Genomic DNA, 21,131 nt, shown 5'->3' on the forward strand with positions numbered 1-21,131 from the left:
TCTCAGCCGGTCGGCACCACCGGCGAGGACGACGGCGTGGCGGACTGCTGGGTAGTGGACTGCTGCGGGGCGGACGGGTCCACCGACGGGGTCGGCGTCGCGGACGGCGACCCGCTCGGGGTGGTGGTCGTCGGCACGACCACGGCGAACGGCGCGCCGCTCACCTCGCGGCAGCCGTTCTCGTCGCGCACCACGCGCGGGCGGGGGTAGCGGTTGTCCTCGCGGTACTCGTCGCACCCCGACCACGACGTGTCGAGCGGCCGGCCGTCCTCGTCGTAGAGGTGGACGCCGGTGAGCGGCCGGCCGTTCTCGTCGAACACGTACACGTTGGTCGGCAGCACGGGCGCCGGGGCGTAGGAGACCTGGGTGGGCGGTCCGTCCGAGCGGTGGGCCAGGGAGCCGAGGATGAGCAGCAGCACGCCGAGGGCGAAGCCGGAGGCGGGCACGCTGATCCACAGCCAGCGCCGGTCGGTGCGGGACTTGGGGCCCGCCAGCAGGCACAGCGCGCCGAACGCCAGGGACGCCAGGATCGCCGACGGCTCGTTGAAGACCAGCGCGCCCGAGGCGGCCACCACCAGCGCGCGGACCACCCACCAGGCGGGTTGCAGCCCGCGCAGCGACTGCACGAGGCGCTCCAGGTCGGTGCGGGCGAGGGCCCGCCGCACCGCCGCCAGCTCGGGCAGGCGCGCGGCCTTGTCCACGAGGTCGCGGCGGGTGAACACCAGGACCAGGGAGACGAGGCCGCACAGGCAGGCCAGGGCCAGGAGCAGTTCGCGCTCGAAGGCGCCGACGCCGATGACGAACGCGGCCGCGGTGCCCGCGGCGAGGCTCCACAGCGCGAACCTCGCGTCGGCCACCGCGCCGGTGGTGGTCGGTGGCGGGGTGGCGGTGCGGTCGGGGTAGCCGGCGGCGGCGCGCAGTTCCCGCGCGTACGCCTGCGGGGTGCCCAGCCGTCCGGTCAGCGCGGCGGCCGAGGAGGCGTCGCCCAGTTCCTCGGCGACCTCGGCCACGTGCGCCTCGGCGTCGTCCATGATCTCGCCCACCTCGGCCGGGGGCAGGTCGGACAGCTCGTCGCGCATGCGGGCCAGGTAGTCCCGCACCTCGGTGTTCGTCTGCGTGTTCATGCGGATTCCCCCACAAGGTCGTCGAGCGCCTGTGCGAACGACCTCCAGGTCCGGCCCGATTCGAGCAGGCGGGCCCGGCCGGGTTCGTTGAGGCTGTAGTACTTGCGGTGCGGGCCCTCTTCGCTGGGCACGACGTACGAGGTGAGCAGGCCGGCGTTGTAGAGCCGGCGCAGGGTGCCGTAGACCGACGCGTCGCCCACGCCGTCCAGCCCGCCCTGGCGCAGGCGGCGCAGCACGTCGTAGCCGTAGCCGTCCTCCTTGCGGAGCACGGCGAGGACGGCGAGGTCCAGCACCCCCTTGAGCAGCTGACTGGTGTCCATGACCCTCCCCGGTGGTGTGCGTCGGATACTACTACGGAATGCGCAGTACCGTGTAGAGGGAGTAGGGAGCCGGTGCGTGGGACGCGAGGTGCCGATGGCGTTCGGCGATGTCGGCGGAACCTGAGCCGCTCCGTGGTTCAGGTGGGCAGGAGTCGGAGGGCTGCTCGGGAGGCGGGTGGTCGCGGTCGCCCGCTCACCCGTCGCTCCCGGACTCGTTCTCCGCATCGGTCCCGGGGACGGGGTTGCGCGGCATCCTCGGGGGAGGGGGGATGCTCGCCTCGTCGACTTGGGCGCGCAGTTCGGCTATCCGGGTAGGCGCGTCCTCCAGCACCACCAGCCTGCGCCACCTCTGCAATCGGTAAGCGGCCTCGATGGCGGCCAGGTAGAGCAGCACGCAGGAAAGGACACCGGCCGCGCACCACACCGGAGCCGACCAGTGCGATCGCCCGGTCGCCCAGTACACGCCCAGTGCGGCCACCGCCGCGCTCGTGCCCGCCCCGACCAGGAACGCGTGCGGGAGCGTGAGCCAGGGGGACGCGGCGCGCAACCAGGTGATCCGCTTCCGGTTCGCCAACTCCCGCAGCACGGTCAGGGTCTCGCCGACCTGGTCGAGGACGTAATACGCCTTGTCCCGTTGGATCCTGTTCAACGAGGGCGAGTGCTCGACGAGGTGGCGTGTCACGTCGTCCAGCGCACCGCGCACGCTCGCGGGATTCACCTTCAGCTCTGGTTGCGGCCACGCGCGTGCGGCGCGGTACGTCCGCAGCCACGGCACGCCCATCGTGATCACGATGCCGACCACCACAGCCACCATCAGCATGCGCGCCCGGGGGTCGAGCACGCGATCCGTGAGCAGCACGAAGATCGCGAGCGCGGTGATCACCAGGCCGACTATGACGTTGACCTTGAGGTCTCGCGGCAGCGCGGTGGATTCGTGGTCGAGCCCGTCGACGAACTTCCGCGCCGCGTAGGTCGTGCCCAAGGTGGCTGCGGGCACGAACAGCGCGAAGACCGAGGCCCCAGCCAGAGCGGCGAGCCACACGGCGCGCAGACCCGTGGTGGGGAGGAACGCGAACACTCCCGCGAGGAGGGCCGCTGCTCCCAGCAGCCACGCCGTGGGCAGCTCCGGCCACTTGCGCGGACGGCTGATCCGAGGCGCCACGCGTTCCGGCAACTCGGTCGGCGAGAGGAAGCCTTCCACCTCCTGGATCAGCGTCCTGACATCGCGCTCCCAGTTGCCGAAGCTGATCCGGCGCAGCTGCTTGTAGGCGAACGGCCTGATGTCCTCCGGCAGGGCGGCCGGATCGGGCAGCCCGGCGTTGTCGATCAGCACGGGCAGGATGTGCTTGCCCTCTTCGAGCGCTGTCCCGATCTCGTAGCGAACCCAGTCGTCCTCGTCCTTGTCCAAGCGGTCCTGCAGGTCGCGCCACCACTCCCGGTGCATCACCACGACGAGCAGCGTGCTGCTGTGCAGCTCCCTGCGCAGGGCGTCCGGGTAGTGCTCGCCGGCCCGCATCCCGGTGTCCAGGAAGACCTGGTGAGGACCGAAGTGGCGGCGCAGCCGCTCGACCACCGCTTCGACGACCTGCACGTGCGGAAGCCTCTCCGACACCTTGTTCCTGGTGCCGTTCTGGCGGTAGTTGACGAAGACGACCTCACGCGGCACGTCAAGCCCCCTCGGCGAACACGACCTGGAAACCGAGCGCCTGCAACACCCTCGTCAGCATGGCCCTGGTGTTCTCGTCGGCGCGCTCGGTCAGACCGGACTCCCGGGCAGCAGTCGCGAGGCGCTCCTCGGCGACGACGTAGAACCGCTGCTGGTCGGGCACGTCGATGATCGCGCCGAGCCGGTTGAGCAGCCCGCGTTCCTGGCTGAAGACATAGCTCCGGTCCTGGTCGAGGTTCGGTTCGTCCAGCACTGCTTCCGGCAGCCTCAACTCCACCGACTTGCCGTCCGCCGACAGCACCAACGCGTCGTCGGCGAGGCCGCCGAAGTCGACGAACGCGTTCACCGAGCCCGCCGCGACGAACAGGGTCCGTTTTCCCGCCAGCACCGCCGGCACCCACTCGACGTCCTGCTCGATGTCGATGACCACCTGGTAGTCGCCGGCCGCCGCGTGGTACTGGCTCAGCTCGCGGACGGCTCGGAGCACCGCCGGTTGGCTGCGGTCGACCTCTTCGACCCCGAACGGGGAGAGCGACGGCAGCGCTCCCGAGAGCTGGAGCACCGCCGCGGCTACCACGAGCACGGCGACTGCGGCCAGCGCCCGTTTCACCTGGGAAAGCCTCATGACCGAATTGTGTCGACGGGCCGTGTGTCATCAAAGGTCAGAACGGTGACAGTGGTTGACACTTCGGGGCCGCACCACGAGCCGCTACGGTTTGGCGGCGACGGCCTCCTCGCGGAGACCGATCGACAGGAGACCGCACACGCTCCCCGCGTGCCGGATGTCGCCGTTGGTGACCAGTTCCAGCGCCTTCGGGAAGGACAGCCAGTGCAGATAGAGATCGGCCTCGCCCGCCTCCCTGGCCGCCGTGCCGAACGTCAGGTCGGTGGCGAGGAAGACGTGGTCGACGTGGTTGGTGAAGCTGTCCGCGCCGTTGACCCGGCCGATGGGCTCCCAGCGCGCGGCGCGAACACCGGTTTCCTCGGCCAGTTCCCGCTCCGCCGCGGCACGGGGGGTGTCGTCGGAGGCATCCACCGCGCCCGCGGGTAGCCGCCACTGCCGGTTGTTGTGGGTGTAGATCCACTGCCTCGTCACGGCGACCCGACCGCGGTGATCGAGAGCGACGATCGTGACCGATCCGGGAGACACGACGTGGTGGTACACGTCATGCACGCCGTCGGGGCGGATGACGGAGTCCTCGTGAACCTCGAACCAGGGCGTGGTGCGCACCGTGCGCGTGTCGAGTCGTCGCCATGCCGGGAGGTTTTCGCGGTCCATCGGACAATCCAAACACGTCCTCTCATCGAATGCGAAGGGTTCCCATTTTGGCCGGGATCTTCATCAACTACCGAACCGATTCGAACCCTGGGCACTTCCAGCGGCTGTTGGAGTTGCGCGCGGTGCTGGAGGAGGTCTTCGGGGAAGGTTCGGTGTTCCTCGACGTTCGGTCGATCGACGCGGGAGGCGATTACCCGCCGTGGATACGCGAGCGGTTGGACGACGCCCAGATCGTGCTCGCCGTGATCCACCCCGGGTGGCGCGAGGCCTTGCTGGGGAGGATGGCCTCCGGTGGGCTCGACTGGGTGCGCGACGAACTGCGGATCGCGTTCGAGAACGGCAAGGTCGTCATCCCCGTGCTCGTCGGCGGCGCGACGCACGCCGAGTGGGACGACTTGCCTCCTGACCTGGCGCTGCTCTCCCGCCGGCAAGGGCGACGGTTGGAAGGCCGGGCCGACGCCGAGGCGCTCGCCGAGGAGCTGACGCTCCAGTACGACGAGGGTTTCGAGCAGTTCCCGCCGGAGCGCACCGGCTCGTCGGAACCGCGTCGGGGCGCCAAGTACCTCGTCGCCGCGGCGGTCGTGCTCGGGATCGCCGCCGGCCGAGCGGGGATGCCGTTGTTGGGGGAACTCACCGCCGCCTACTCGGTCCTCGCCATGCTGGCCTGGTGCGTCGTCGTGTCCGTGATGTTCGCCCTCAGGAAGGGGGTGACCGCGGCCGAGCAGGTGGTGCACCCGTTGTCGTGGCGCGACTACAACCTCAGGGTTGGGGTGCCGATCGGTTTCCTGTTCATCCTGTTCGCCGCTTTCCTCTTGGCGGGTGCGACCGATCCGAACCTGCTGGGGTTCGTGCTGTCCGCCTTCGCGCTGATCACCACGGGGCAGGTGGCCGTGCTGCTGTTGAGGTCGAGGCGCTTGCAGCAGCGGCGGCTCGACCACTGGCCGATGGCGCTGTCCACGCCGGTGACGGCGATCGCCCTGCGAGCGGACATGGCCCGTCTCGACCACCGGCTGCTCGAGTGGGAGCGCAACGGCAAGCGGCTCCCCTTCGCGTTGCGAGTGCGGTGTCGGGCCGCGATCGAGGACCTCCGCCGGGGACTGCGGTTGTTGGCGCGCGACGGCCGCCGCTCCCGCCTTCGGTGGGCGTTGGCCGACCACCCGGTCCGGTCCGCCGTGGTCGCGTCGTGGTTCGCCGCGACGATGGCCCCCGGCTCGCTGCGCCCTCTCGGCATCGCGCTCGCGCTGGGGGCCGTCGGGCTGGCGGTCGAACTGTCCTACCGCCACCAGCGCTGGGTGCGGTGGGCCGTCGCGCGGGAAGTGCGAAACCACACCAACGAACTGCGGTCGCGGTGGTCAGTGCTGGAGCGGCGGCGGAGCTGATCACCCGTTGCCCCGGCGCAGGCGGTGGTCCAGCACGATGACGGCCAGCCCCACGAACACCGCCGACGACAGGCCGAGCGCTCCCAGGTCGGTCGCCCACTGGGCCGTGTCGTGCCGCCACAGCTCGTCAGCGGGCGCGTTCACCGTCATGGTGCGGAGGTCCACGGTGGACGCGGCCGCAGCCAAGCCCCACCGGGCGGGCAGCAGCGCGGCGATCGCGTTGACGATCGGGGAGGCCGAGAGGTCGGTGGTGACGCCGTTGAGCGCCACTTGGGCGATGATCGTCAGGGACGTCAACGTGACCGCCTGCTTCAGCTCCCGGCACAGCGCCGACACCAGCAGGCCCAGGGACATCGCCGCGACGCTCGTCGCGGTGAGGTCCCAGAACAGCTCGAACCCGGGCGGCAACCCGGTCACGGCGTGCGCCGGTCCGGGTTTGGACAGCAGGAAGATCCCGACGACGAGCGCTGTCTGCACCACGGACACCGCGGTGAACACCGCCCACTTCGCGAGGACCACCGCCGCCGTCGCCATGCCGGTCCGGTGTTCCCGCGCGATGACGGCGCGTTCCTCCACGAGGTTGCTGTAGCTCAGGGCCTGGCCGGTGAGCACGCACAGCGTCACCAGGATGCTCAGCGCTGTCGGCCCGCTGGTCGAGGGGCCCGCTCCGAGGCCGTCGTCACCGGTCACCACAGCGGCGATCACGGCCGAGGTGCAGGCGATCAGGAACGGCAGCAGGGTCGTCGCCACCGTGCTCCGGTCGCGGTGCCGCAGAAGCGGGAAGCTCAGCGCCACCTGCCGCGCCACCAGGGGCGGGAACTGGTGGAGGAAAGCGGCGACCGGTCCGCGCCGGTGTGCCGGCTCGGGCCGCTGCGGCGCACGGCTCGCCAGGTCGGCCACGACCGCCCGGGCCTCCCCCGCCATGGGGCCTTCTCGGTACGCCGCGGTCCTCGTCCCCACCGTCGAGGGCTCCTCCAGCGATTTCATCAGGTCGGCGTACGAGTCCACCTCCAGCGCGTCGAGCACTCCCGAGGGAGGGCCGCTGTAGACCGCGCGCCCTTCAGAGGCGACCACGAGTACCTGGTCGGCGAGCCAGAGGTGCTCGGTGGCGTGCGTGACCACCACGACCGTCGAGCCTGCGCGGGCCGTATCGCGCAGCATCCGCATCACGTCGCGGTCCATACCGGGGTCGAGTCCGGAGGTCGGTTCATCGAGCATCAGCAGCCGCGGCGCCGACAGCATCTCCAGCGCGATCGACACACGTTTGCGCTGTCCACCGGACAACCTGCCCACGACGTCGTCCAAGCGCGGCTTCAGCCCCAGCTCGTCGCAGACCTTGGCGACCGGGTCGGCGTCCGGCCGGTCGGACGGCCTGCGCAGGCGGTGGGCGTAGCCGAGCACCTGCCCAACGGTCAGCGCCCAGTGCATGCTGTGGTCGTCCTGCGGCACGAACCCGAGCTGGGAGCGGATCTGCTCGCGGTGTTCGCCCAGCTCCAAGCCGCGGAAGTACAGCCTGCCGGCCGACGGCTCCAGCTCACCGAGCAGCGCGGCGAACAGCGAGCTCTTGCCCGCTCCCGAGGGACCGAGAATCGCGAGCACCGTGCGTGCCCGCTGCACGAACGACATCCCGGTGAGCCGCATCCGCACCTCGCCGTCCTTCAAACTCGACGCGGTCAGCTCGTGCACCGCCAGGTCGCACGTGCCGAGCGACACCACGGACAGCACGGCGAGGTCGTCGCTGAGGTGGAATCGGTGGTCGGCGATGTCGAACACCTCGCCACCGGTCAGCGTGGCGCGTCGCACCTGCCGCCCGCCCAGGAAGGTCCCCCCGTGGCCGAGGTCACGGAGTTCGACGTGGTCCCCGCTTCGGACGAGCAGGCCGTGCTCGGCGGCGACGTGGTACCCCTCGACGACCACGTCGTTGTCCGGCGAGCAGCCGATGGTCAATCGGTCGCGCAGGGTGAACGCGCGGACCGCGGGATCGTCCATCGGCGGCACCGGGAACGCCGACTTGGGCGTGGGCTCGACGGGCGCGGAGCGCACCCACTCGGGCAGGATCGGCTCGTCGACGTCGACGCCGGCCAGCACGCGCGCGCCGTCCGGGTGGCTGCGCACCAGTCGACGGACGTACGAGGCGATCCTGCGGTGCGCGTGCTGGTGCGCGCGCCGCACGCGCACCGCGGCGACGTCCATCAGTTGGTCCGTCCGCGCTCGAGCGGCCTCCAGTTCGGCATCGAGCGCTTGGAGGTCACGATGCGCCTCCTCGGCCACCTGTTCCGCGGCCGCCAACCTCCTGGCGTGCTCGCGGGTCCGCCGCAAGCGCACCACCGCGTCGCCGTGCCGCTCCTCGCCGAGCCGCCGCGTGGTCAGCTGCTCCGGCGACAACGGGACTGCGGCTCGGACGACCGCTTCACCCGCCCTGGACAGCCGATCGACCAAGTGCGGTCGGAACGAGGTCAGCCGCGCGACCTCGTCGAGTTCCGGCGACCACGACGCCTCGTGGCGCAGGCGTTCGTGCTCGAACTCCTCCTGCACCCGTCGCAGCAGCACGTCCCGGTGCGGGGTGGACGGCGACCCCGGTCGCGGAATCACCGCCCTTCCGTCGCGCCAGCCGTGCCACCAGTCCCCCGCCCGCGCGAGCGGGCCGTAGCGCACCGCGGCCATCAACCCTCGCAGGTCAACTTGACGACCACCTTGCGGTTCTGCGCGGCGGGGCCGGGCAGCAGCACACCGCCGGGGCCGATGTCCGGGACGTGCGTCGGCCAGTTCGTGCCGACGCCGCGCGTGGTGATGCGGCCCGCCTCGACGCCCAGTTCCTCGAGCACGCCCTTGACAGCGTCGGCGCGCTGCGCGGAGAGGGAGATGCGACCTGCCTCAGGACCGCTGCTGGCCGTGCGCCCGACCAGTTCCACCCGTTGGCGCTCGTCACGCACGACACCGGCGAGCTGTTCGAGCGTTCGCCGGGCGGCGGGGCGGTCCTTGAACTCGGCGCTGTCGGGGAGGAACGAAACGTTGTCCGCCTCGCCCAGTTCCACCTCGCCGCACGGGGTGAGCGGGGCTGGTGGAGCGGGTGGCGTCACCACCGCGACACGCGGGGTGCTGACCACCGAGTCCGTCGTCTCGCCCAGGTCGAGCGCGTCCACGCACGCGCCCGCGGCCTCGGCGACGGCCTTCCACGTGGCGACCAGGTTGGCGCTCCGGCGGTTGTCCAGCTTCGGCTGCGGCTGCGCGGTCTCCCCGATGCCGACGAGCAGCACCGTACGCCCGGTCAGGTCGGGGAGCAGCTTCTCCTCGCGGAGGTAGTCGGCTACCTCCGCGGGCTCCGCCGACAACAGCGGCTCGCTGTCGAAGCGCAGCGGCGCGGTGGTCTGCAACCCGGAATCGAGCAGCGCGATCGTGCCTCCCTCGTCCACGCGCTTGGCCGCGATGCCCAGGGCGGTGAGCGGGTCCGCTTCGGCGACCTGGGCCGGTGTCGCCTCCCGGAAGGCGGAGGCGATGGCGGTCGTGTACTCGTCAAGCGCCACGTTGTCGGCGTTCTCGTTGCCCTCGCGGGCGGGAGCCGGGTCGCTGAAGACCACCTTGGGGTCGCCGTCAACGCGGATCAGCGTCACAGCGCTGTGCGCTCGAACGACCCGGGTCATCAGGTCTTCCACAGCCGCGGGGACCTTCGGCGTGGGCACGTTCGCCCGTGCGCCCACGGCGAGTGCCAAGGGCTTGTCGGCCGAGGTGGGGCAAGCCAGTTCCGGTGACGGGCCGGCGACGTCTTCGGGGCCTGGTGAGCAGCCGACGAGAAGTGCTGTGAGCACGACGACCGTGAAACGCTTCATGACGTCCTTCCGCTGACTCGACGAGGCTGTCGCTCAGTTGAGCGAGCCGGGGTTGTACGGGTACGGCCGCTGGTCGGGCGCCAGGACCGCGTCGGTGAACGCGGGGTCCTTGGCCTGGGCGGACAGCAGCACCTTCGCGTAGAGCTTCAGGTCCTCGCCCAAGGCCGTCCGGGCCTGCTCGGCCTCTGCCAGGATCGCGACGGCCGCGTCGCGCGCCTTCACCTGCTCGTGCCATGTCGCGGTCGCCCGTGCCTGGGCACGGGCCGAGCGCCCGGCGCGCTTCGACGCCCGGTCGTACCGGCGGACCGCGGCGCTGAACCCGCTGTGCGCGCGGTTGTGCCACAGGTACGCGCCCAGGCAGGCGGCGATCCCGCTCGCGATGTACAGCGCGAGGAAGGTGCTGGCGTTCGCGAAGGAGACCGGGGCCGTGGCGGACGCGGACGCGGGGGCGTTGAAGTCGAGTTTCACCGAGCCGGTGCGGGGACGCGGGGTGATCAGCCGTGCCCACGCCGCGAGGAACCCGACAGCCGCCCAGACGAGCAGGCAGCAGGTCGCGCCGATCCAGCGCACCCACGTGGTTCCCGCCTTGCGCTCGCGCAACAGCACTCCCGCGGTGTGGGCCAGGTACAGCACCACGGCCGTGAGACCCACGACCAGCAGCACGGCGATGGCCGTGGACTGGCCGCGCATCAGGAGTTCGACCACCTGGACGAACGCTCCGATGTCCGCGCCGGCTCCCAGTGCCAGGGCCAGCAGGTGAAGGTAGAACGACCGTGGACGGCCGGCCAGCAGGGTCGGGTCCTCGAACCCCTCGTCCCTGATGTCGCTCTGCTGTCCGTCGCCGCCGAGCCACCGCGCCGCGGTCTCCCGGGCGATGGCCGCCTCGGCGAGCGCCCGCCCGTCCCGTTCCTTCCGCTGGTCCAGCTCGGCCAGCGTCGCGTTCGCCGCACCGAGGGGCTTCTCCACCGCGGTCGCGTACCGCGCATGCTCGGCCCGCACCGCGCTGAGCCACTGGTCCGTCCAGGTGTTCACGGTATTGGCGAGCGGGTCGCCGATCGCCTCGTCGACCGCGCCCGTCAGGCTCGTCGCGAGCTGCTCGATCTCCGCCCGGGCCGTAGCCCGGTCGACTTCCGACGGCTCGAACACCAGAGGGCCGGGGGTCGGTTCGGCCCGGCGCCACCACTTCACCCTCATCAGGGTCGTCCTCCCACTTCGGGCTGTTCCGGTTCGCGCGGACCGGGCCGCGCGCTCAGTTCCAGGCCGTTGGGGTGTCGCCGCACGACGTGCTGCCAGTAGGTGGCGATCCGGCGGCAGCCGTGCGCGTGAAGCCTGGACACGCGCAATCCGGCGACTTCGACGGCCCGGTCGATCTCACGGTCGAGACTCGCCACCAGGTGCGCTGCGTCCCCGAGCCGCCGCTGGATCTCGAACAGCCGCTCCGCCGCCTGCCGGCGGACGACCAGGCTCTCGGCTGACCGCCTGTTGCGGGCGACGAAGTCGGGGTGCCACTCGTCGGCGAGTCGCCGGAGTTCGAGATCGGGCTCCTTGTCGGCCTCGGTCGATACCGCCTCCGCGCGCAGGAGGCGGTCGTGCAGAGCCTCCAGCGGCGCCGCGGCGGTCCCCCGCAGGTCGGTCAGCTCAGCGAGGACCTGTTGGTGGACCAGCAACTCGTGGTGCATCGCAGCCTCGGTCTGCTTGCGCACCCCGTGCATCCAGGGTGTGTCGCCATCGCCGTCGACGGCGGGCAGGCCGGCGCGGGCGTCCCGGCGTCCCTGTGCCCGATCGGCCCAGCGGTCCCGCAACCTGTAGGCGATCGGTTCGGCGGGCGGGCGCGTCCATTCACGGTGCCTGTCCGCGGCGGTGCGCATGGGCAAGTCTTCCTCGTTCTCGTTCATTCGTGGGGGGATGCAAATGCTCTTCACTGAATCGTCACCGACCCCCTTTGGGCGTTCCAGGTAAGCTCGCTGTCCTGTCCAAACCGACCTTGTCACTTTCCGGGTCGGATGGAATGAGCGTTTCGGCACGGAGGGAGACCGCTGCTGTGACGAAGGTTCAGGACATCGTCTTCGCGGCGTTGAGCGGCTTGCACAAGCGCAATGGCGTGCTGTCCGTTGATCTGGACGAAAGGGTCCGCCCGGACTTCAGCGTGTTGTTCGCGATGCCCGCGGATCGCGGTGACGTATTGCGAGTGAAGCTCGAGGAGTACCTCGAGCGGCTGATGGTGGGTCTGAGCGACGAGCAGGAACTGGTGGCGAGGGGCACCCTCAACCTCGGAGCGCGGCCCGTGCTCGGATCGCTGACCGAACGCATGGAGGTGCTGGCCGCCGAGCTGCACGTCGACCGTCGCACCGTGCGCAGGCGGATGAACGAGGCGTACCGGAACATGGCGATCAGGGCCGAGCGCGGCGACGCCGCGCTCACCGGCGACGGCTACGGCGGCAAGGGTTGGTACGTCGACGTCTTCGACGTCGTGCTGCGGTTGGACCGCCCGACGCCCGAGGCCATCGAGCGGCGCACCATCGTGGTCACGGCTCCCTCCCTGGAGAGGATCACTACCTCCGTCGACGTGCCGAGGCACCCGCACGCCGACACCGCGCCGCGGCCGGAACTGGAGACGGAGATCGTCTTCGGCGGTCTTCTGGCCGGTCGTGGTCGTGGGTCGACGACGAACTTCAGCCTCGACATCGACCTGCCGCGCACGATGGCCCGCGGCGACCGGCACACCTACGAGTTGATCTCGCGCATACCGCCCGGTCAGGCGATGGCACCGCGTTACGTCTGCGTCCCGTACCGTTCGTGCCGCTACTTCGTCCTCCGGGTGCGGTTCGACCCGGAACACCTGCCCGATGCGGTATGGAAGCACGACGGAGTTCCTCACAGCGTGGTGCACGACGGTTATCCCGCGAAGGAACTTCTGCAGCCGGATGGCGCGCACGAAGTGGTCGTAGAATTCCGCGATCTGCTGAACGGGTGTGCTTACGGCGTGCAGTGGGCTTGAGTTGCCGGACGGCGCGACCATTGCGCGGCCGCGCCGTCCGCAGTTGCCCGTCAGGCGAAGAGGAAGACGAGCAGGTAAACGAGCAGGTGCGGTTCCATGGTTTCTCCTTTATCGGGTCGATTCCGGTCGTCCACCGGTGATGAATCCAGAATCGGTCACCCGGAAAGGCTGCGGAAGTGGTTTCCCGGTGCGGGTGGGACAGGAAACGGGAAACCTACGTCAGTCGACCGTCGTGCAGGGCTGCGGTGATCTCCACGTGCAGTTCGCGCGCGGGGCGGTGGCCGTGCCTGCGTTGCACCGCCCACCACAACCGCTCCAACTGGCTGCGGACGGTGGCTGAGCCGAGGGGGCGGGCGGCCTCCAAGGCCTGCATTGCCATCTCGCACATCCGGTCGAGCTCCCCGGCGGCTTCGTAGGCCAGCGCCAGTCTGGCGCTGTGCAGCGCTCGCGCACGCCAGGCCTCCGGCGCGATGCGGGAGAGGGCGCGTTCGAGCAGTTCGGCGGCCTGCGCGGGTCGGCCGAGGTCGTACAGGCACCAGCCCGCCGTGACCGCTCCCAGGTCGGTGATGGTCGACGAACCGAGCACAGGACCGCCTGGACCGGTGCTCGACGATTCGGCGAGCGCCTGCTCGGCGTCGTCCAAAGCGGCTCGGCACAGCTCGTACTCGCCGTGCTGGGCATAGCCCTGGGCGAGTCGGTGCAAGGCGAGCCCTCGGACGCGGAAGTCCGCGTGCGGGTCGGCGAGCGCGCGTCGGGCCATGTCGACCGTGCTGATCGCGTCGCCCGCGTACATGGCGAGTTCAGCGCGGCGCACCAGCGCGTACGCGGCCAGGCCCCGGTCACCCGCCTCGGCCGCCAGCGCGGCGAACTGCGCGGTTCGGCGCTTGGCCTCCTCCTGCATCCCGGCTTCCTGCGCCATCCACCCGAGGTACTCGACGTAACGCGCCGTCAACAGGCCCAGTCGGCGACGGGCCTCCGGTTGACGTGCGGCGAGCAGCACCGCGTGCAGCGACTGGAGTTGCGCGGTCAACAGTGGGATGACCAGCCCCGGGTCGATGCGCTTGCCCATTTCGCGGAGCGTGTCGAACTGGGTGCGCATCAAGGACTCGACCGCCACGTCCTCGGAGACAGCCTCGGCCGCCCGGCGGTTCACGGCGATGTCCGGGAGGTCCAGAAGCACCACGGGGTGATCGGTTTCCGGCGGCGTCCCCAGGCGATCTTCGCGGACCAGGCTGCTCAAGGCCCCGTTCGCGTCGAGCGCGGCGTCCGCCAAACGGGCGAGCTGCGTCGTCGGCTGCTTGGCGCCGGTCTCGATCTTGCTGATGTGGCCCTTGCTGTAGTTCAGTTCGCTCGACAACGCCTTGAGCGACTTCCCTGCGGCAACGCGCCGCCTCCGCAGTTCGACGCCGAACGCCTCGCTCTGACCCATGGCACACCCTCTCATCGGCGCACGCTCGCGATCCACTGTTTCCTGTTGCCCGTCGCGGTGGCGATCGATGACCACTGTCGGCTGGTCGTCCCGATCGCGACAGTGGGTGCAGCGGTCCGAGTCGAGGAGGAAGTTGTGCGATCCGTTGTGTTCTCGAAGAAGTACGCATTTTTGCGGTTGGTCGTGCTCGTCGTGGTGTTCCTGTGCGCCCGATCGGTCGCTCCCGACGCGGTCGACGCGCTGACCGGCGTGCTGCTCGTGGTGTGGACCGAGTCGCGGCAGGTCCACGACCTGTGGTCAGGTGCCTGCCGCGACGGCACGGGGGAGGGCAGGGGGGTGGCGCGCACGACCGCTGCTTGCTCTTCGGCAACGTGTCCCGCGGTGGGCCGCGGCTGACACGTTCCTGTCCTTCATTGGCATGGGGCGATCCGCGACAATGCAGGGCACTGCGACCCGGAAGTGATGTGAATGTCCCGAAGCGGAATCTTTTTGAACTACCGCCAGAACACCTATTCGGGTGCGGGTGGTGATCGCTTGCGGCGGTTGCCGCATGCCCAAGTGGTGGAAGCGATGGCTGAACGGCTCCACAGGCATTTCGGCGCCGATGCGGTTTTCATGGATACGGGCTTGCGCATTGGAGCGCACTACCCGGCGGCGTTGCGGACTCATCTGGACGGCAGCGAGGTGCTCATCGCGGTCATTCACGACACTTGGTTGGAGGATCTCCGTGAACGCCGGAAGCGTGGTGCGTCCGATTGGGTGCACCAGGAGATCGCCCGAGCGTTGAAAACGGGAATCACCGTGGTGCCGGTGTTGGTCGACGACGCGACCCTTCCCGCCGTGGACCAGTTGCCGGGGGAGATCGCGAACCTGGTCTACCCGCAGGCGCACCGCGTGCGGTTCGGGCACTGGGAACGCGACATGCGACTGCTTGTCCAGGCTCTGGAGAATCACGTGGCGCCCACCCCCGTGCCGGAGCGGGAGACGCCGCGCCCGCCGGTACCCCGACCGTGGTGGGAGGTGCTGGCTGCCCTGCTGGTCGGCGTGCTCGTCCCGGTCGTGCCCACCGTCCTGCTGGTCGACCTCGCGGAGCAGCGGCGGTCGTGGCTGGGCGCGGTGGGCGCGCTGGGGTTGTTCAGCCTCTTCTTTCTGGCTTGTGCCATGGGGGTGGTGCACCTGAGCCGTCGAATGCTGGACAACGTCGAGGTCGAGACGTCGACGATGGCCGACGACCTCAAGGGGAACGCGATCATCGCGGGGACCCTGGGCAGCTTCGGGATGATCTTCCTGTTCACCAACGAGTTGCTGGACCCGATCATCAGAGGGCTCGAACTCGCGCTCCTCGTGTTCATCGGCATCACGTTCGGCATGAAGTGGGTGTTCCGGCTCCGGAAGCTGCACGACTGGCCAAAGCGGTTGCTCGACCTCCACACCGCGGACATCCGCAAGGCCCTCCACCGCGTGGAGAAGCACATCGCCGAACACCAACCCCTGTTGGACCGCCACCAGAGGGACCTGGCGCTGTTCGCGCTCGACCAGATCGACGAGACCGCCGCGTTACTGGAAGAGGTGTGCTCCCGCGGACGACTGGCGTGGCAGCGGGCCACGACACCGTTCTGCTGGCTGCACTCGGCCCTGATCGGGAACACGATCGGCTCGCTGGCAGGGACCTTGTGGGCGCATTGGGCGACACCGGACGGCGGTCCCCTGCTGATGCTCGTCATCGCGGCGGCGATCGTCGTGGCACTCGGCGCGGCCGTGGCCGCCACCGAGTTCGCCTACCGCCAGCAGCGCTGGCGCAAGCAGGTGGTCCTGGAGTTTGCGCGCGTGAGGAGCGGTGCCCTGCGTGCGCGCTTGGCGGAGTCCAGCATCGCCCCCTCGGAGGAGACGAACGATGAAATTCCTGCTGACCGCGATGCTCCTCGTGCTCACCGGATGCGGGACGACGACGGAGACCGCAGCGCCTCCCACCTCCTTGACCGTGGCGCCGACCACGCGGACAACGACCACCCCGGCGGGCCCGGTGGCGCCGAAGGTCGTAGGGATGCGGTTGACCGAGGCGAAGGACGTCCTGACCGGTCAGGGTTACTCCGTGGAGGTCGAGGACGGCTCTGGTCGGGGACGTGAGGTGCTGGAGCCGCTGAACTGGGTGGTGGACGCCCAACTACCGGAAGGAGGTGCCAGGGCACCCCGCGGCACGCGCGTCCTGCTGAAGGTCGGCAAGCCGACCGATTCGGGCACGCCGCTGTCCGCCATGCCCGGCACCGTGCCGGATGTCGTCTGCCTGGACCTGCAGTCCGCTCAGGAGGTGCTCAGGGCCGCCGGCTTCTACAACCTCGGATCTGAAGACGTCGGGGGCGGGGGACGTCTGCAGGTCGTCGACCGGAACTGGGTCGTCCTCGCGCAGTCGGCTGCCGCCGGGAGCACACCCGAGAAGCTGACCCGGATCACGTTGGGCGTCGTCAAGTTCGGCGAACCCGCCGGAGCCTCCGGCTGTCGGACGTGATCGGACGCGGTGCCCACCGGTCGCGCGGACGATCACGCGGACACCGCGGTCGGTCAGGGCGCCGGGATCAGCGGCTGGCGGCGTTGGGGCAGGGGGCGGCGGGGGGACGGGGGCCGTCGAACACGTCCACCTGCGGCAGGTCGTGGCCCAGGCGGTCGCGCTTCGCGGTCAGGTAGGCGATGTTGTGGCGGTTCGGCGGCATCAGCAGCGGCACGCGGGCGGTCACCCGGATGCCGTGCGCCTCCAGCGCGGCGAGCTTGTCCGGGTTGTTCGACATCAGGTGCACCGAGCGCACGCGGAGGTGGCGCAGGACGTGCGCGGCGGGGGTGTAGTCGCGGACGTCCACCGGCAGGCCGAGCGTGGTCGCCGAGTCGAGGGTGTCGAGGCCCTGGTCCTGGAGCACGTGCGTGCGGACCTTGGACACCAGCCCGATGCCGCGCCCCTCGTGACCGCGCAGGTACACCAGGATGCCGCCCCCCTCGGTGACGATGCGGTCCAGTGCCGCGTCGAGCTGGTCGCCGCACTCGCAGCGCATCGCGCGGAAGATGTCACCGGTCATGCACTCGGAGTGCACGCGCACCAGGACGTCGTCACGGGAACGGAGATCCCCGTGCACCAGCGCCATGTGCTCGTGACCGCTGTGCCGGAACGCGACCGCGCGGAACACGCCTCGGCGCGTGACCAGTTCGGACTCCGCGACGTCGGCCTCGTCGAAGACCCCGCCGTTCAAGGCTTGCTCGTGCATCCGGCTCCTCGTTCCCCGACACCGCCCGCGCCGTTCACTAGGCTCGGCGGCACTGCACCGTAACCCCCTCACCGGCGGAGGTCACCCTGTTCAGCATCACCGTTCGCGACCACGTGATGGTCGCCCACAGCTTCCGCGGCGAGGTGTTCGGTCCGGCACAGCGCCTGCACGGGGCAACGTTCGTGGTGGACGCGAGGTTCAAGCGGACCGATCTCGATCCGGACAACATCGTCGTCGACATCGGACTCGCGACCGAGGAGTTGCGGTCCGTCCTCGGTGCACTGAACTACCGCAACCTCGACGAGGTCCCGGAGTTCGCCGGGATCAACACCTCCACGGAGTTCCTGGCCAAGCACATCGCGGACAGGCTCGTGGAGAGCGTGCGCGCGGGGCGGCTCGGCGAGGGCGCGAAGGGCCTGAGCGGCGTCGAGGTGTCGCTGCACGAGTCGCACGTGGCGTGGGCGAGCTACGAACGGGCCCTGTGACGGTCCGCTTCGCGGTGCCGGCGGGCATCGACGACCCGGCGCGGCCCAGCGGCGGCAACGCCTACGACCGCCGGGTCGCCGGCCTGCTCGGACTGCGGGTGGTCGAGGTCGGCGGCGACCTGCCCCGGCCCGCGCGGGCGGACGACCTGGAGCGCGTGCTGCGGGACGTGCCGGACGGGGACGTCGTGCTGCTGGACGGGCTGGTGGCGTGCGGGGTGCCCGACATCGTCGTGCCGCACGCCCGGCGGGTGCGGGTCGTGGTCCTGGTGCACCTGCCGCTGGCCGACGAGACCGGGTTGCCCGCGGCGGTGGCGGCGGACCTCGACGCGCGCGAGCGGCGGGTGCTGCGGGCCGCCTCGGCGGTGGTCGCGACCGGCCCCGGGGCGGCGAGGGGTGTCGCCGCGCGCCACGGGCTCCGGCACGTGCACGTGGCGCCGCCCGGCGTCGACCCGGCTCCCGCGTCGCGCGGCACGGACGGCGCCTCGCGGTTGCTGTGCGTCGCGTCGCTGACCCCGCGCAAGGGCCACGACGTGTTGCTCGACGCACTGGCGGGGAACGTCGACGCGCCGTGGACGTGCGCGTTCGTCGGCGCGGGGAGCCTGGGGCACGACCTGGGCGACCGGGTCGAGCTGCCCGGTCCGCTCACCGGTGACGCGCTGGCCGCGCAGTACGACCGGGCGGACCTGTTCGTGCTGGCCTCGCGCGCCGAGACCTACGGCATGGTGGTGACCGAGGCGCTGGCGCGCGGCGTGCCGGTCATCGCGAGCGCCGTGCCGGACGCGCTCGGCGACGGCGGCGTGCTGCTGCCCGCCGGTGACGCCGAGGCGTTCACCGGGGCGTTGCGGCGGTGGTTCGCGGACGCCGGGTGGCGCGCCGAGCTGCGGGGGCGGGCGCTGCGACGCCGAGCCGCACTGTCCACTTGGGAGGAAACGGCGGACGCGCTGGCGGGGGTGCTGGCTAGTCTGCGGCCATGAGCACCCCTGGCTTCGCCCCGGAATGGCTGGCACTGCGCGAGGGGGCCGACGCCGACGCGCGCTCGACGGCCCTGGTGGACCGGCTGGTCGAGATCCATCTGAACCGGGACCCCCTCGTGGTACGTGATCTCGGGTGTGGGACTGGATCGCAGGGACGGTGGCTCGGCCGGAGGCTGGGCGGGGCGCAGCACTGGGTGCTGCACGACCGCGACCCCCGCCTGCTCGACCTGGCGAGGTCGGGCGTGACGGGGCCGGGGGTGACCGCCGAGACGCGGGAGGGCGACCTGACCGCGCTCACCGCCGCCGACCTGGCGGGCACGTCGCTCGTCACCGCGTCGGCGCTGCTCGACCTGCTGACGGCGGACCAGGTGCGCGGCCTCGCCGGGGCGTGCGCGGGAGCCGGGTGCCCGGCGCTGTTCACGCTGTCCGTGGTGGGCCGGGTCGAGTTCGCGGCGGCCGAGGCGCTGGACGCCGCGTTCGAGGCCGCGTTCAACGACCACCAGCGGCGCGGCGGGCTGCTCGGCCCGGACGCGGTGGACGCCGCCGCGGCCGCGTTCGGGGAGCTGGGCGCGACCGTGACGACGAGCCCGAGCCCGTGGCGGCTGGGGCCGGGACGGGCGGCGCTGGCGCGGGAGTGGCTGCGCGGCTGGGTGGGCGCGGCCGTCGAGCAGGAACCCGGGCTGGCCGACGAGGCCCCCGACTACCTGCGGCGCAAGGCCGCCGACCCGCGCGTGGTCGTGCACCACGCGGACCTGCTGGCGGTGCCGTCGTGACGCGCCTGTGGCCGTGGTTGCGGCTCGTCCTCGCGGTCGGCGTCCTGGCGGCGCTGGGGTGGCGGCTCGGCACGGACGCGTTCCTCGACGGGCTGCGCGCCGTCACCGGCTGGTCGGTGGTGGCGGCGCTGGGCATCGGGCTGCTGACGACGGTGCTCAGCGCGTGGCGGTGGTGCCTGATCGCCCGCCGGCTCGGCCTGCCGCTGACGCTGCGCGCGGCCGTCCCCGACTACTACCGGGGCCTGCTGCTCAACGCCGTGCTGCCCGCAGGGGTCCTCGGCGACGTGCACCGGGCGGTCGACCACGGCCGCCAGTCCGGCGACGTGGCGCGCGGCGTGCGGGCGGTGCTGTTCGAGCGGTCCGCCGGCCAGGTGGTGCTCGTCGCCACCGGCCTGGTGGTGCTGGCGGCCGGCACGGCGGACGTCGACCTCGCCGGACCGGTGGGCGCCGGACCGGTGGGCGTCGGACCGGTGGGCGTCGGACCGGTGGCCGTCGGCCTGGTGGTGGCCGGGCTGGTGGTGGCGGTCCTCCTCGCGACCGGGTCGCGGCGGGTCCGGCGGGCGCTGGCGGCGGTGTGGGCGGACGCGCGGGTGGGCCTGCTCGCGCCGGCCGTGCTGCCGAAGGTGCTGCTGGCCTCGGCGGCGACCCTCGCCGGGCACGTGGCGCTGTTCGCGGTCGCCGCCGACGCCGCCGGGGTGGACGCCCCGCTCGGCCAGGTGGCGGCGCTGGCCGTGCTCGCGCTGCTCGTGATGGCGGTGCCGGTCAACGTCGGCGGGTTCGGGCCGCGCGAGGCGTTCCTCGCGGTCGCGTTCGGCGCGGCCGGGCTGGGCGCCGCTCAGGGCCTGACCACCGGCGTGGTCTACGGCGCGCTGGCGCTGGTGGCCGGGCTGCCCGGCGTCGTGCCGCTGCTGCGCACCCGGTCAGAACAGCGCCAGGTAGCCCCCGAACGCCTCGACGAGCGCGGCGACGACCAGCTCGCCCTTGCGGGCCGACGCCAGTGACGGCCTGCCCACGACCCCCGACCCCGTGTAAGCGGCCATGCCGAGCGTCAGCAGGTGCCGGCGGTCGTCGGCGAGGTGGTCGGCCCCCTCGAAGCCGGGGCGGACCAGCTCCGGGTGGGCGTGCAGCAGGATCGACGTCTCCAGCTCGCCCGCGTGCATGTCGGCGTGGTTGGACGTCTCCACGCCCGCCGCGGCACGCGCCGCCGTCCAGTCCGCGCTGCTCGGGAACAGCGCCATGCCCTCGGACTCCTGCACGACGTTCGACAGGACGTAGTTGCCGCCGTGCGCGTTGACCACCACCAGGTTCGGCACGCCCGACCGGCGCAGGGACTCCGCCACGTCCCGCACGACCGCGTGCAGCGTGGGGGCGGAGATGCTCACCGTGCCGGGCCACGCCCCGTGCTCGTGCGAGCAGGAGATCGTGACCGGCGGCAGCACCAGCACGGGGTGCGCGTCCGCGACGGCGCGGGCGATCGCGCACGCGACCAGCGTGTCCGTGGCCAGCGGCAGGTGCGGGCCGTGCTGCTCGTGGCTGCCGACGGGCAGCAGCGCGACGGTCGCCCCGCGGTCCCGCACGTCGGTCGTGGTGTCAGTCGGGAACATGCGCCGAACCGTAGCCAACACC

21 protein-coding genes are annotated in these 21,131 nt (G+C 71.4%); 9 read left to right on the forward strand and 12 right to left on the reverse strand.

The features are described from left to right. Positions 1–2: 2 nt before the first annotated feature. From J2S66_RS34035 to J2S66_RS34055, 5 genes are all read right to left on the reverse strand, one after another. Positions 3–1,124, reverse strand: a complete 1,122-nt coding sequence (locus tag J2S66_RS34035) for an HAAS signaling domain-containing protein (RefSeq protein ID WP_310312993.1) — start codon at positions 1,122–1,124, stop codon at positions 3–5. Continuing rightward, positions 1,121–1,444, reverse strand: coding sequence for a PadR family transcriptional regulator (locus J2S66_RS34040; RefSeq protein ID WP_306748839.1), 324 nt, complete (start codon positions 1,442–1,444; stop codon positions 1,121–1,123). The genes J2S66_RS34035 and J2S66_RS34040 overlap by 4 nt, the downstream gene beginning before the upstream one ends. Positions 1,445–1,637: 193 nt before the next feature. Further along, complete coding sequence (locus J2S66_RS34045) at positions 1,638–3,110, reverse strand: TIR domain-containing protein (RefSeq protein WP_310312998.1); 1,473 nt, start codon at positions 3,108–3,110, stop codon at positions 1,638–1,640. Between the two features lies 1 nt (position 3,111). Beyond that, positions 3,112–3,735 (reverse strand): DUF4230 domain-containing protein, encoded by a 624-nt coding sequence (locus J2S66_RS34050; protein ID WP_310313001.1) that lies wholly within the window; start codon positions 3,733–3,735, stop codon positions 3,112–3,114. A gap of 84 nt (positions 3,736–3,819) precedes the next feature. Then, positions 3,820–4,389, reverse strand: coding sequence for an NUDIX domain-containing protein (locus tag J2S66_RS34055; RefSeq protein WP_310313004.1), 570 nt, complete (start codon positions 4,387–4,389; stop codon positions 3,820–3,822). 29 nt (positions 4,390–4,418) lie between these two features. On the opposite strand from J2S66_RS34055, the gene J2S66_RS34060 reads away from it, so the two are divergent. Further along, positions 4,419–5,768, forward strand: a complete 1,350-nt coding sequence (locus tag J2S66_RS34060) for a TIR domain-containing protein (RefSeq protein ID WP_310313007.1) — start codon at positions 4,419–4,421, stop codon at positions 5,766–5,768. Here J2S66_RS34060 and J2S66_RS34065 read toward each other — a convergent pair whose 3' ends face one another. The 4 genes from J2S66_RS34065 to J2S66_RS34080 form a co-directional block, all read right to left on the reverse strand. Next, a complete protein-coding gene (locus J2S66_RS34065; protein WP_310313010.1) occupies positions 5,769–8,432 on the reverse strand; it encodes an ATP-binding cassette domain-containing protein in 2,664 nt (887 codons plus the stop codon). Then, on the reverse strand, positions 8,432–9,409 hold the full coding sequence (locus J2S66_RS34070) for an OmpA family protein (RefSeq protein ID WP_310313012.1): 978 nt from the start codon (positions 9,407–9,409) through the stop codon (positions 8,432–8,434). The genes J2S66_RS34065 and J2S66_RS34070 overlap by 1 nt, the downstream gene beginning before the upstream one ends. A gap of 219 nt (positions 9,410–9,628) precedes the next feature. Then, positions 9,629–10,789 carry a hypothetical protein gene (locus tag J2S66_RS34075; RefSeq protein ID WP_310313015.1) on the reverse strand — a complete coding sequence of 387 codons (1,161 nt, stop codon included), beginning with the start codon at positions 10,787–10,789 and terminating at the stop codon, positions 9,629–9,631. Then, on the reverse strand, positions 10,789–11,490 hold the full coding sequence (locus J2S66_RS34080; protein ID WP_310313018.1) for a hypothetical protein: 702 nt from the start codon (positions 11,488–11,490) through the stop codon (positions 10,789–10,791). The genes J2S66_RS34075 and J2S66_RS34080 overlap by 1 nt, the downstream gene beginning before the upstream one ends. A gap of 146 nt (positions 11,491–11,636) precedes the next feature. On the opposite strand from J2S66_RS34080, the gene J2S66_RS34085 reads away from it, so the two are divergent. After that, complete coding sequence (locus J2S66_RS34085; RefSeq protein ID WP_310313021.1) at positions 11,637–12,593, forward strand: hypothetical protein; 957 nt, start codon at positions 11,637–11,639, stop codon at positions 12,591–12,593. 214 nt (positions 12,594–12,807) lie between these two features. Here J2S66_RS34085 and J2S66_RS34090 read toward each other — a convergent pair whose 3' ends face one another. Continuing rightward, positions 12,808–14,022: a helix-turn-helix domain-containing protein gene (locus J2S66_RS34090; RefSeq protein ID WP_310313024.1), complete on the reverse strand. Its 1,215-nt coding sequence runs from the start codon at positions 14,020–14,022 to the stop codon at positions 12,808–12,810. Between the two features lie 45 nt (positions 14,023–14,067). Between J2S66_RS34090 and J2S66_RS34095 the strand changes: the two genes are divergently transcribed. The 3 genes from J2S66_RS34095 (at position 14,068) to J2S66_RS34105 (ending at position 16,528) form a co-directional block, all read left to right on the forward strand. After that, positions 14,068–14,418, forward strand: a complete 351-nt coding sequence (locus J2S66_RS34095; protein ID WP_310313027.1) for a hypothetical protein — start codon at positions 14,068–14,070, stop codon at positions 14,416–14,418. 72 nt (positions 14,419–14,490) lie between these two features. Further along, positions 14,491–16,149, forward strand: a complete 1,659-nt coding sequence (locus tag J2S66_RS34100) for a TIR domain-containing protein (RefSeq protein ID WP_310313031.1) — start codon at positions 14,491–14,493, stop codon at positions 16,147–16,149. Beyond that, on the forward strand, positions 16,067–16,528 hold the full coding sequence (locus J2S66_RS34105) for a PASTA domain-containing protein (RefSeq protein WP_344956608.1): 462 nt from the start codon (positions 16,067–16,069) through the stop codon (positions 16,526–16,528). Before J2S66_RS34100 ends, J2S66_RS34105 begins: the two co-directional genes overlap by 83 nt. Positions 16,529–16,595: 67 nt before the next feature. On the opposite strand, the gene J2S66_RS34110 is transcribed toward J2S66_RS34105, so the two are convergent. Further along, on the reverse strand, positions 16,596–17,273 hold the full coding sequence (locus J2S66_RS34110; RefSeq protein WP_310313036.1) for a GTP cyclohydrolase II: 678 nt from the start codon (positions 17,271–17,273) through the stop codon (positions 16,596–16,598). Positions 17,274–17,359: 86 nt separating this feature from the next. On the opposite strand from J2S66_RS34110, the gene J2S66_RS34115 reads away from it, so the two are divergent. Genes J2S66_RS34115 through J2S66_RS34130 form a run of 4 tightly spaced genes read left to right on the forward strand, consistent with a single transcriptional unit; the run spans position 17,360 to position 20,506 of the window. Continuing rightward, complete coding sequence (locus J2S66_RS34115) at positions 17,360–17,758, forward strand: 6-pyruvoyl trahydropterin synthase family protein (protein WP_310315294.1); 399 nt, start codon at positions 17,360–17,362, stop codon at positions 17,756–17,758. Further along, positions 17,755–18,732 carry a glycosyltransferase family 4 protein gene (locus tag J2S66_RS34120; RefSeq protein ID WP_310313039.1) on the forward strand — a complete coding sequence of 326 codons (978 nt, stop codon included), beginning with the start codon at positions 17,755–17,757 and terminating at the stop codon, positions 18,730–18,732. Before J2S66_RS34115 ends, J2S66_RS34120 begins: the two co-directional genes overlap by 4 nt. Further along, a complete protein-coding gene (locus J2S66_RS34125) occupies positions 18,729–19,505 on the forward strand; it encodes a class I SAM-dependent methyltransferase (protein WP_310313042.1) in 777 nt (258 codons plus the stop codon). The genes J2S66_RS34120 and J2S66_RS34125 overlap by 4 nt, the downstream gene beginning before the upstream one ends. Next, positions 19,502–20,506 (forward strand): lysylphosphatidylglycerol synthase transmembrane domain-containing protein, encoded by a 1,005-nt coding sequence (locus J2S66_RS34130; protein ID WP_310313045.1) that lies wholly within the window; start codon positions 19,502–19,504, stop codon positions 20,504–20,506. The genes J2S66_RS34125 and J2S66_RS34130 overlap by 4 nt, the downstream gene beginning before the upstream one ends. Here the strand turns inward: J2S66_RS34130 and J2S66_RS34135 are convergent. Beyond that, positions 20,426–21,109, reverse strand: a complete 684-nt coding sequence (locus tag J2S66_RS34135; RefSeq protein ID WP_310313048.1) for a creatininase family protein — start codon at positions 21,107–21,109, stop codon at positions 20,426–20,428. The two genes, J2S66_RS34130 and J2S66_RS34135, sit on opposite strands and share 81 nt — an antisense overlap. Positions 21,110–21,131: the final 22 nt, after the last annotated feature.

The sequence above is a fragment of the Saccharothrix longispora genome (assembly GCF_031455225.1).
Lineage (GTDB): Bacteria > Actinomycetota > Actinomycetes > Mycobacteriales > Pseudonocardiaceae > Actinosynnema > Actinosynnema longispora.

Excerpts from the sequence above, each read along its gene's own strand:
- J2S66_RS34035 (WP_310312993.1), bottom strand. The coding sequence starts at position 1,124 with ATGAACACGCAGACGAACACCGAGGTGCGGGACTACCTGGCCCGCATG.
- J2S66_RS34040 (WP_306748839.1), bottom strand. The coding sequence starts at position 1,444 with ATGGACACCAGTCAGCTGCTCAAGGGGGTGCTGGACCTCGCCGTCCTC.
- J2S66_RS34050 (WP_310313001.1), bottom strand. The coding sequence starts at position 3,735 with ATGAGGCTTTCCCAGGTGAAACGGGCGCTGGCCGCAGTCGCCGTGCTC.
- J2S66_RS34055 (WP_310313004.1), bottom strand. The coding sequence starts at position 4,389 with ATGGACCGCGAAAACCTCCCGGCATGGCGACGACTCGACACGCGCACG.
- J2S66_RS34060 (WP_310313007.1), top strand. The coding sequence starts at position 4,419 with ATGCGAAGGGTTCCCATTTTGGCCGGGATCTTCATCAACTACCGAACC.
- J2S66_RS34065 (WP_310313010.1), bottom strand. The coding sequence starts at position 8,432 with ATGGCCGCGGTGCGCTACGGCCCGCTCGCGCGGGCGGGGGACTGGTGG.
- J2S66_RS34070 (WP_310313012.1), bottom strand. The coding sequence starts at position 9,409 with ATGACCCGGGTCGTTCGAGCGCACAGCGCTGTGACGCTGATCCGCGTT.
- J2S66_RS34075 (WP_310313015.1), bottom strand. The coding sequence starts at position 10,789 with ATGAGGGTGAAGTGGTGGCGCCGGGCCGAACCGACCCCCGGCCCTCTG.
- J2S66_RS34080 (WP_310313018.1), bottom strand. The coding sequence starts at position 11,490 with ATGAACGAGAACGAGGAAGACTTGCCCATGCGCACCGCCGCGGACAGG.
- J2S66_RS34090 (WP_310313024.1), bottom strand. The coding sequence starts at position 14,022 with ATGGGTCAGAGCGAGGCGTTCGGCGTCGAACTGCGGAGGCGGCGCGTT.
- J2S66_RS34100 (WP_310313031.1), top strand. The coding sequence starts at position 14,491 with ATGTCCCGAAGCGGAATCTTTTTGAACTACCGCCAGAACACCTATTCG.
- J2S66_RS34105 (WP_344956608.1), top strand. The coding sequence starts at position 16,067 with ATGCGGTTGACCGAGGCGAAGGACGTCCTGACCGGTCAGGGTTACTCC.
- J2S66_RS34110 (WP_310313036.1), bottom strand. The coding sequence starts at position 17,273 with ATGCACGAGCAAGCCTTGAACGGCGGGGTCTTCGACGAGGCCGACGTC.
- J2S66_RS34125 (WP_310313042.1), top strand. The coding sequence starts at position 18,729 with ATGAGCACCCCTGGCTTCGCCCCGGAATGGCTGGCACTGCGCGAGGGG.
- J2S66_RS34135 (WP_310313048.1), bottom strand. The coding sequence starts at position 21,109 with ATGTTCCCGACTGACACCACGACCGACGTGCGGGACCGCGGGGCGACC.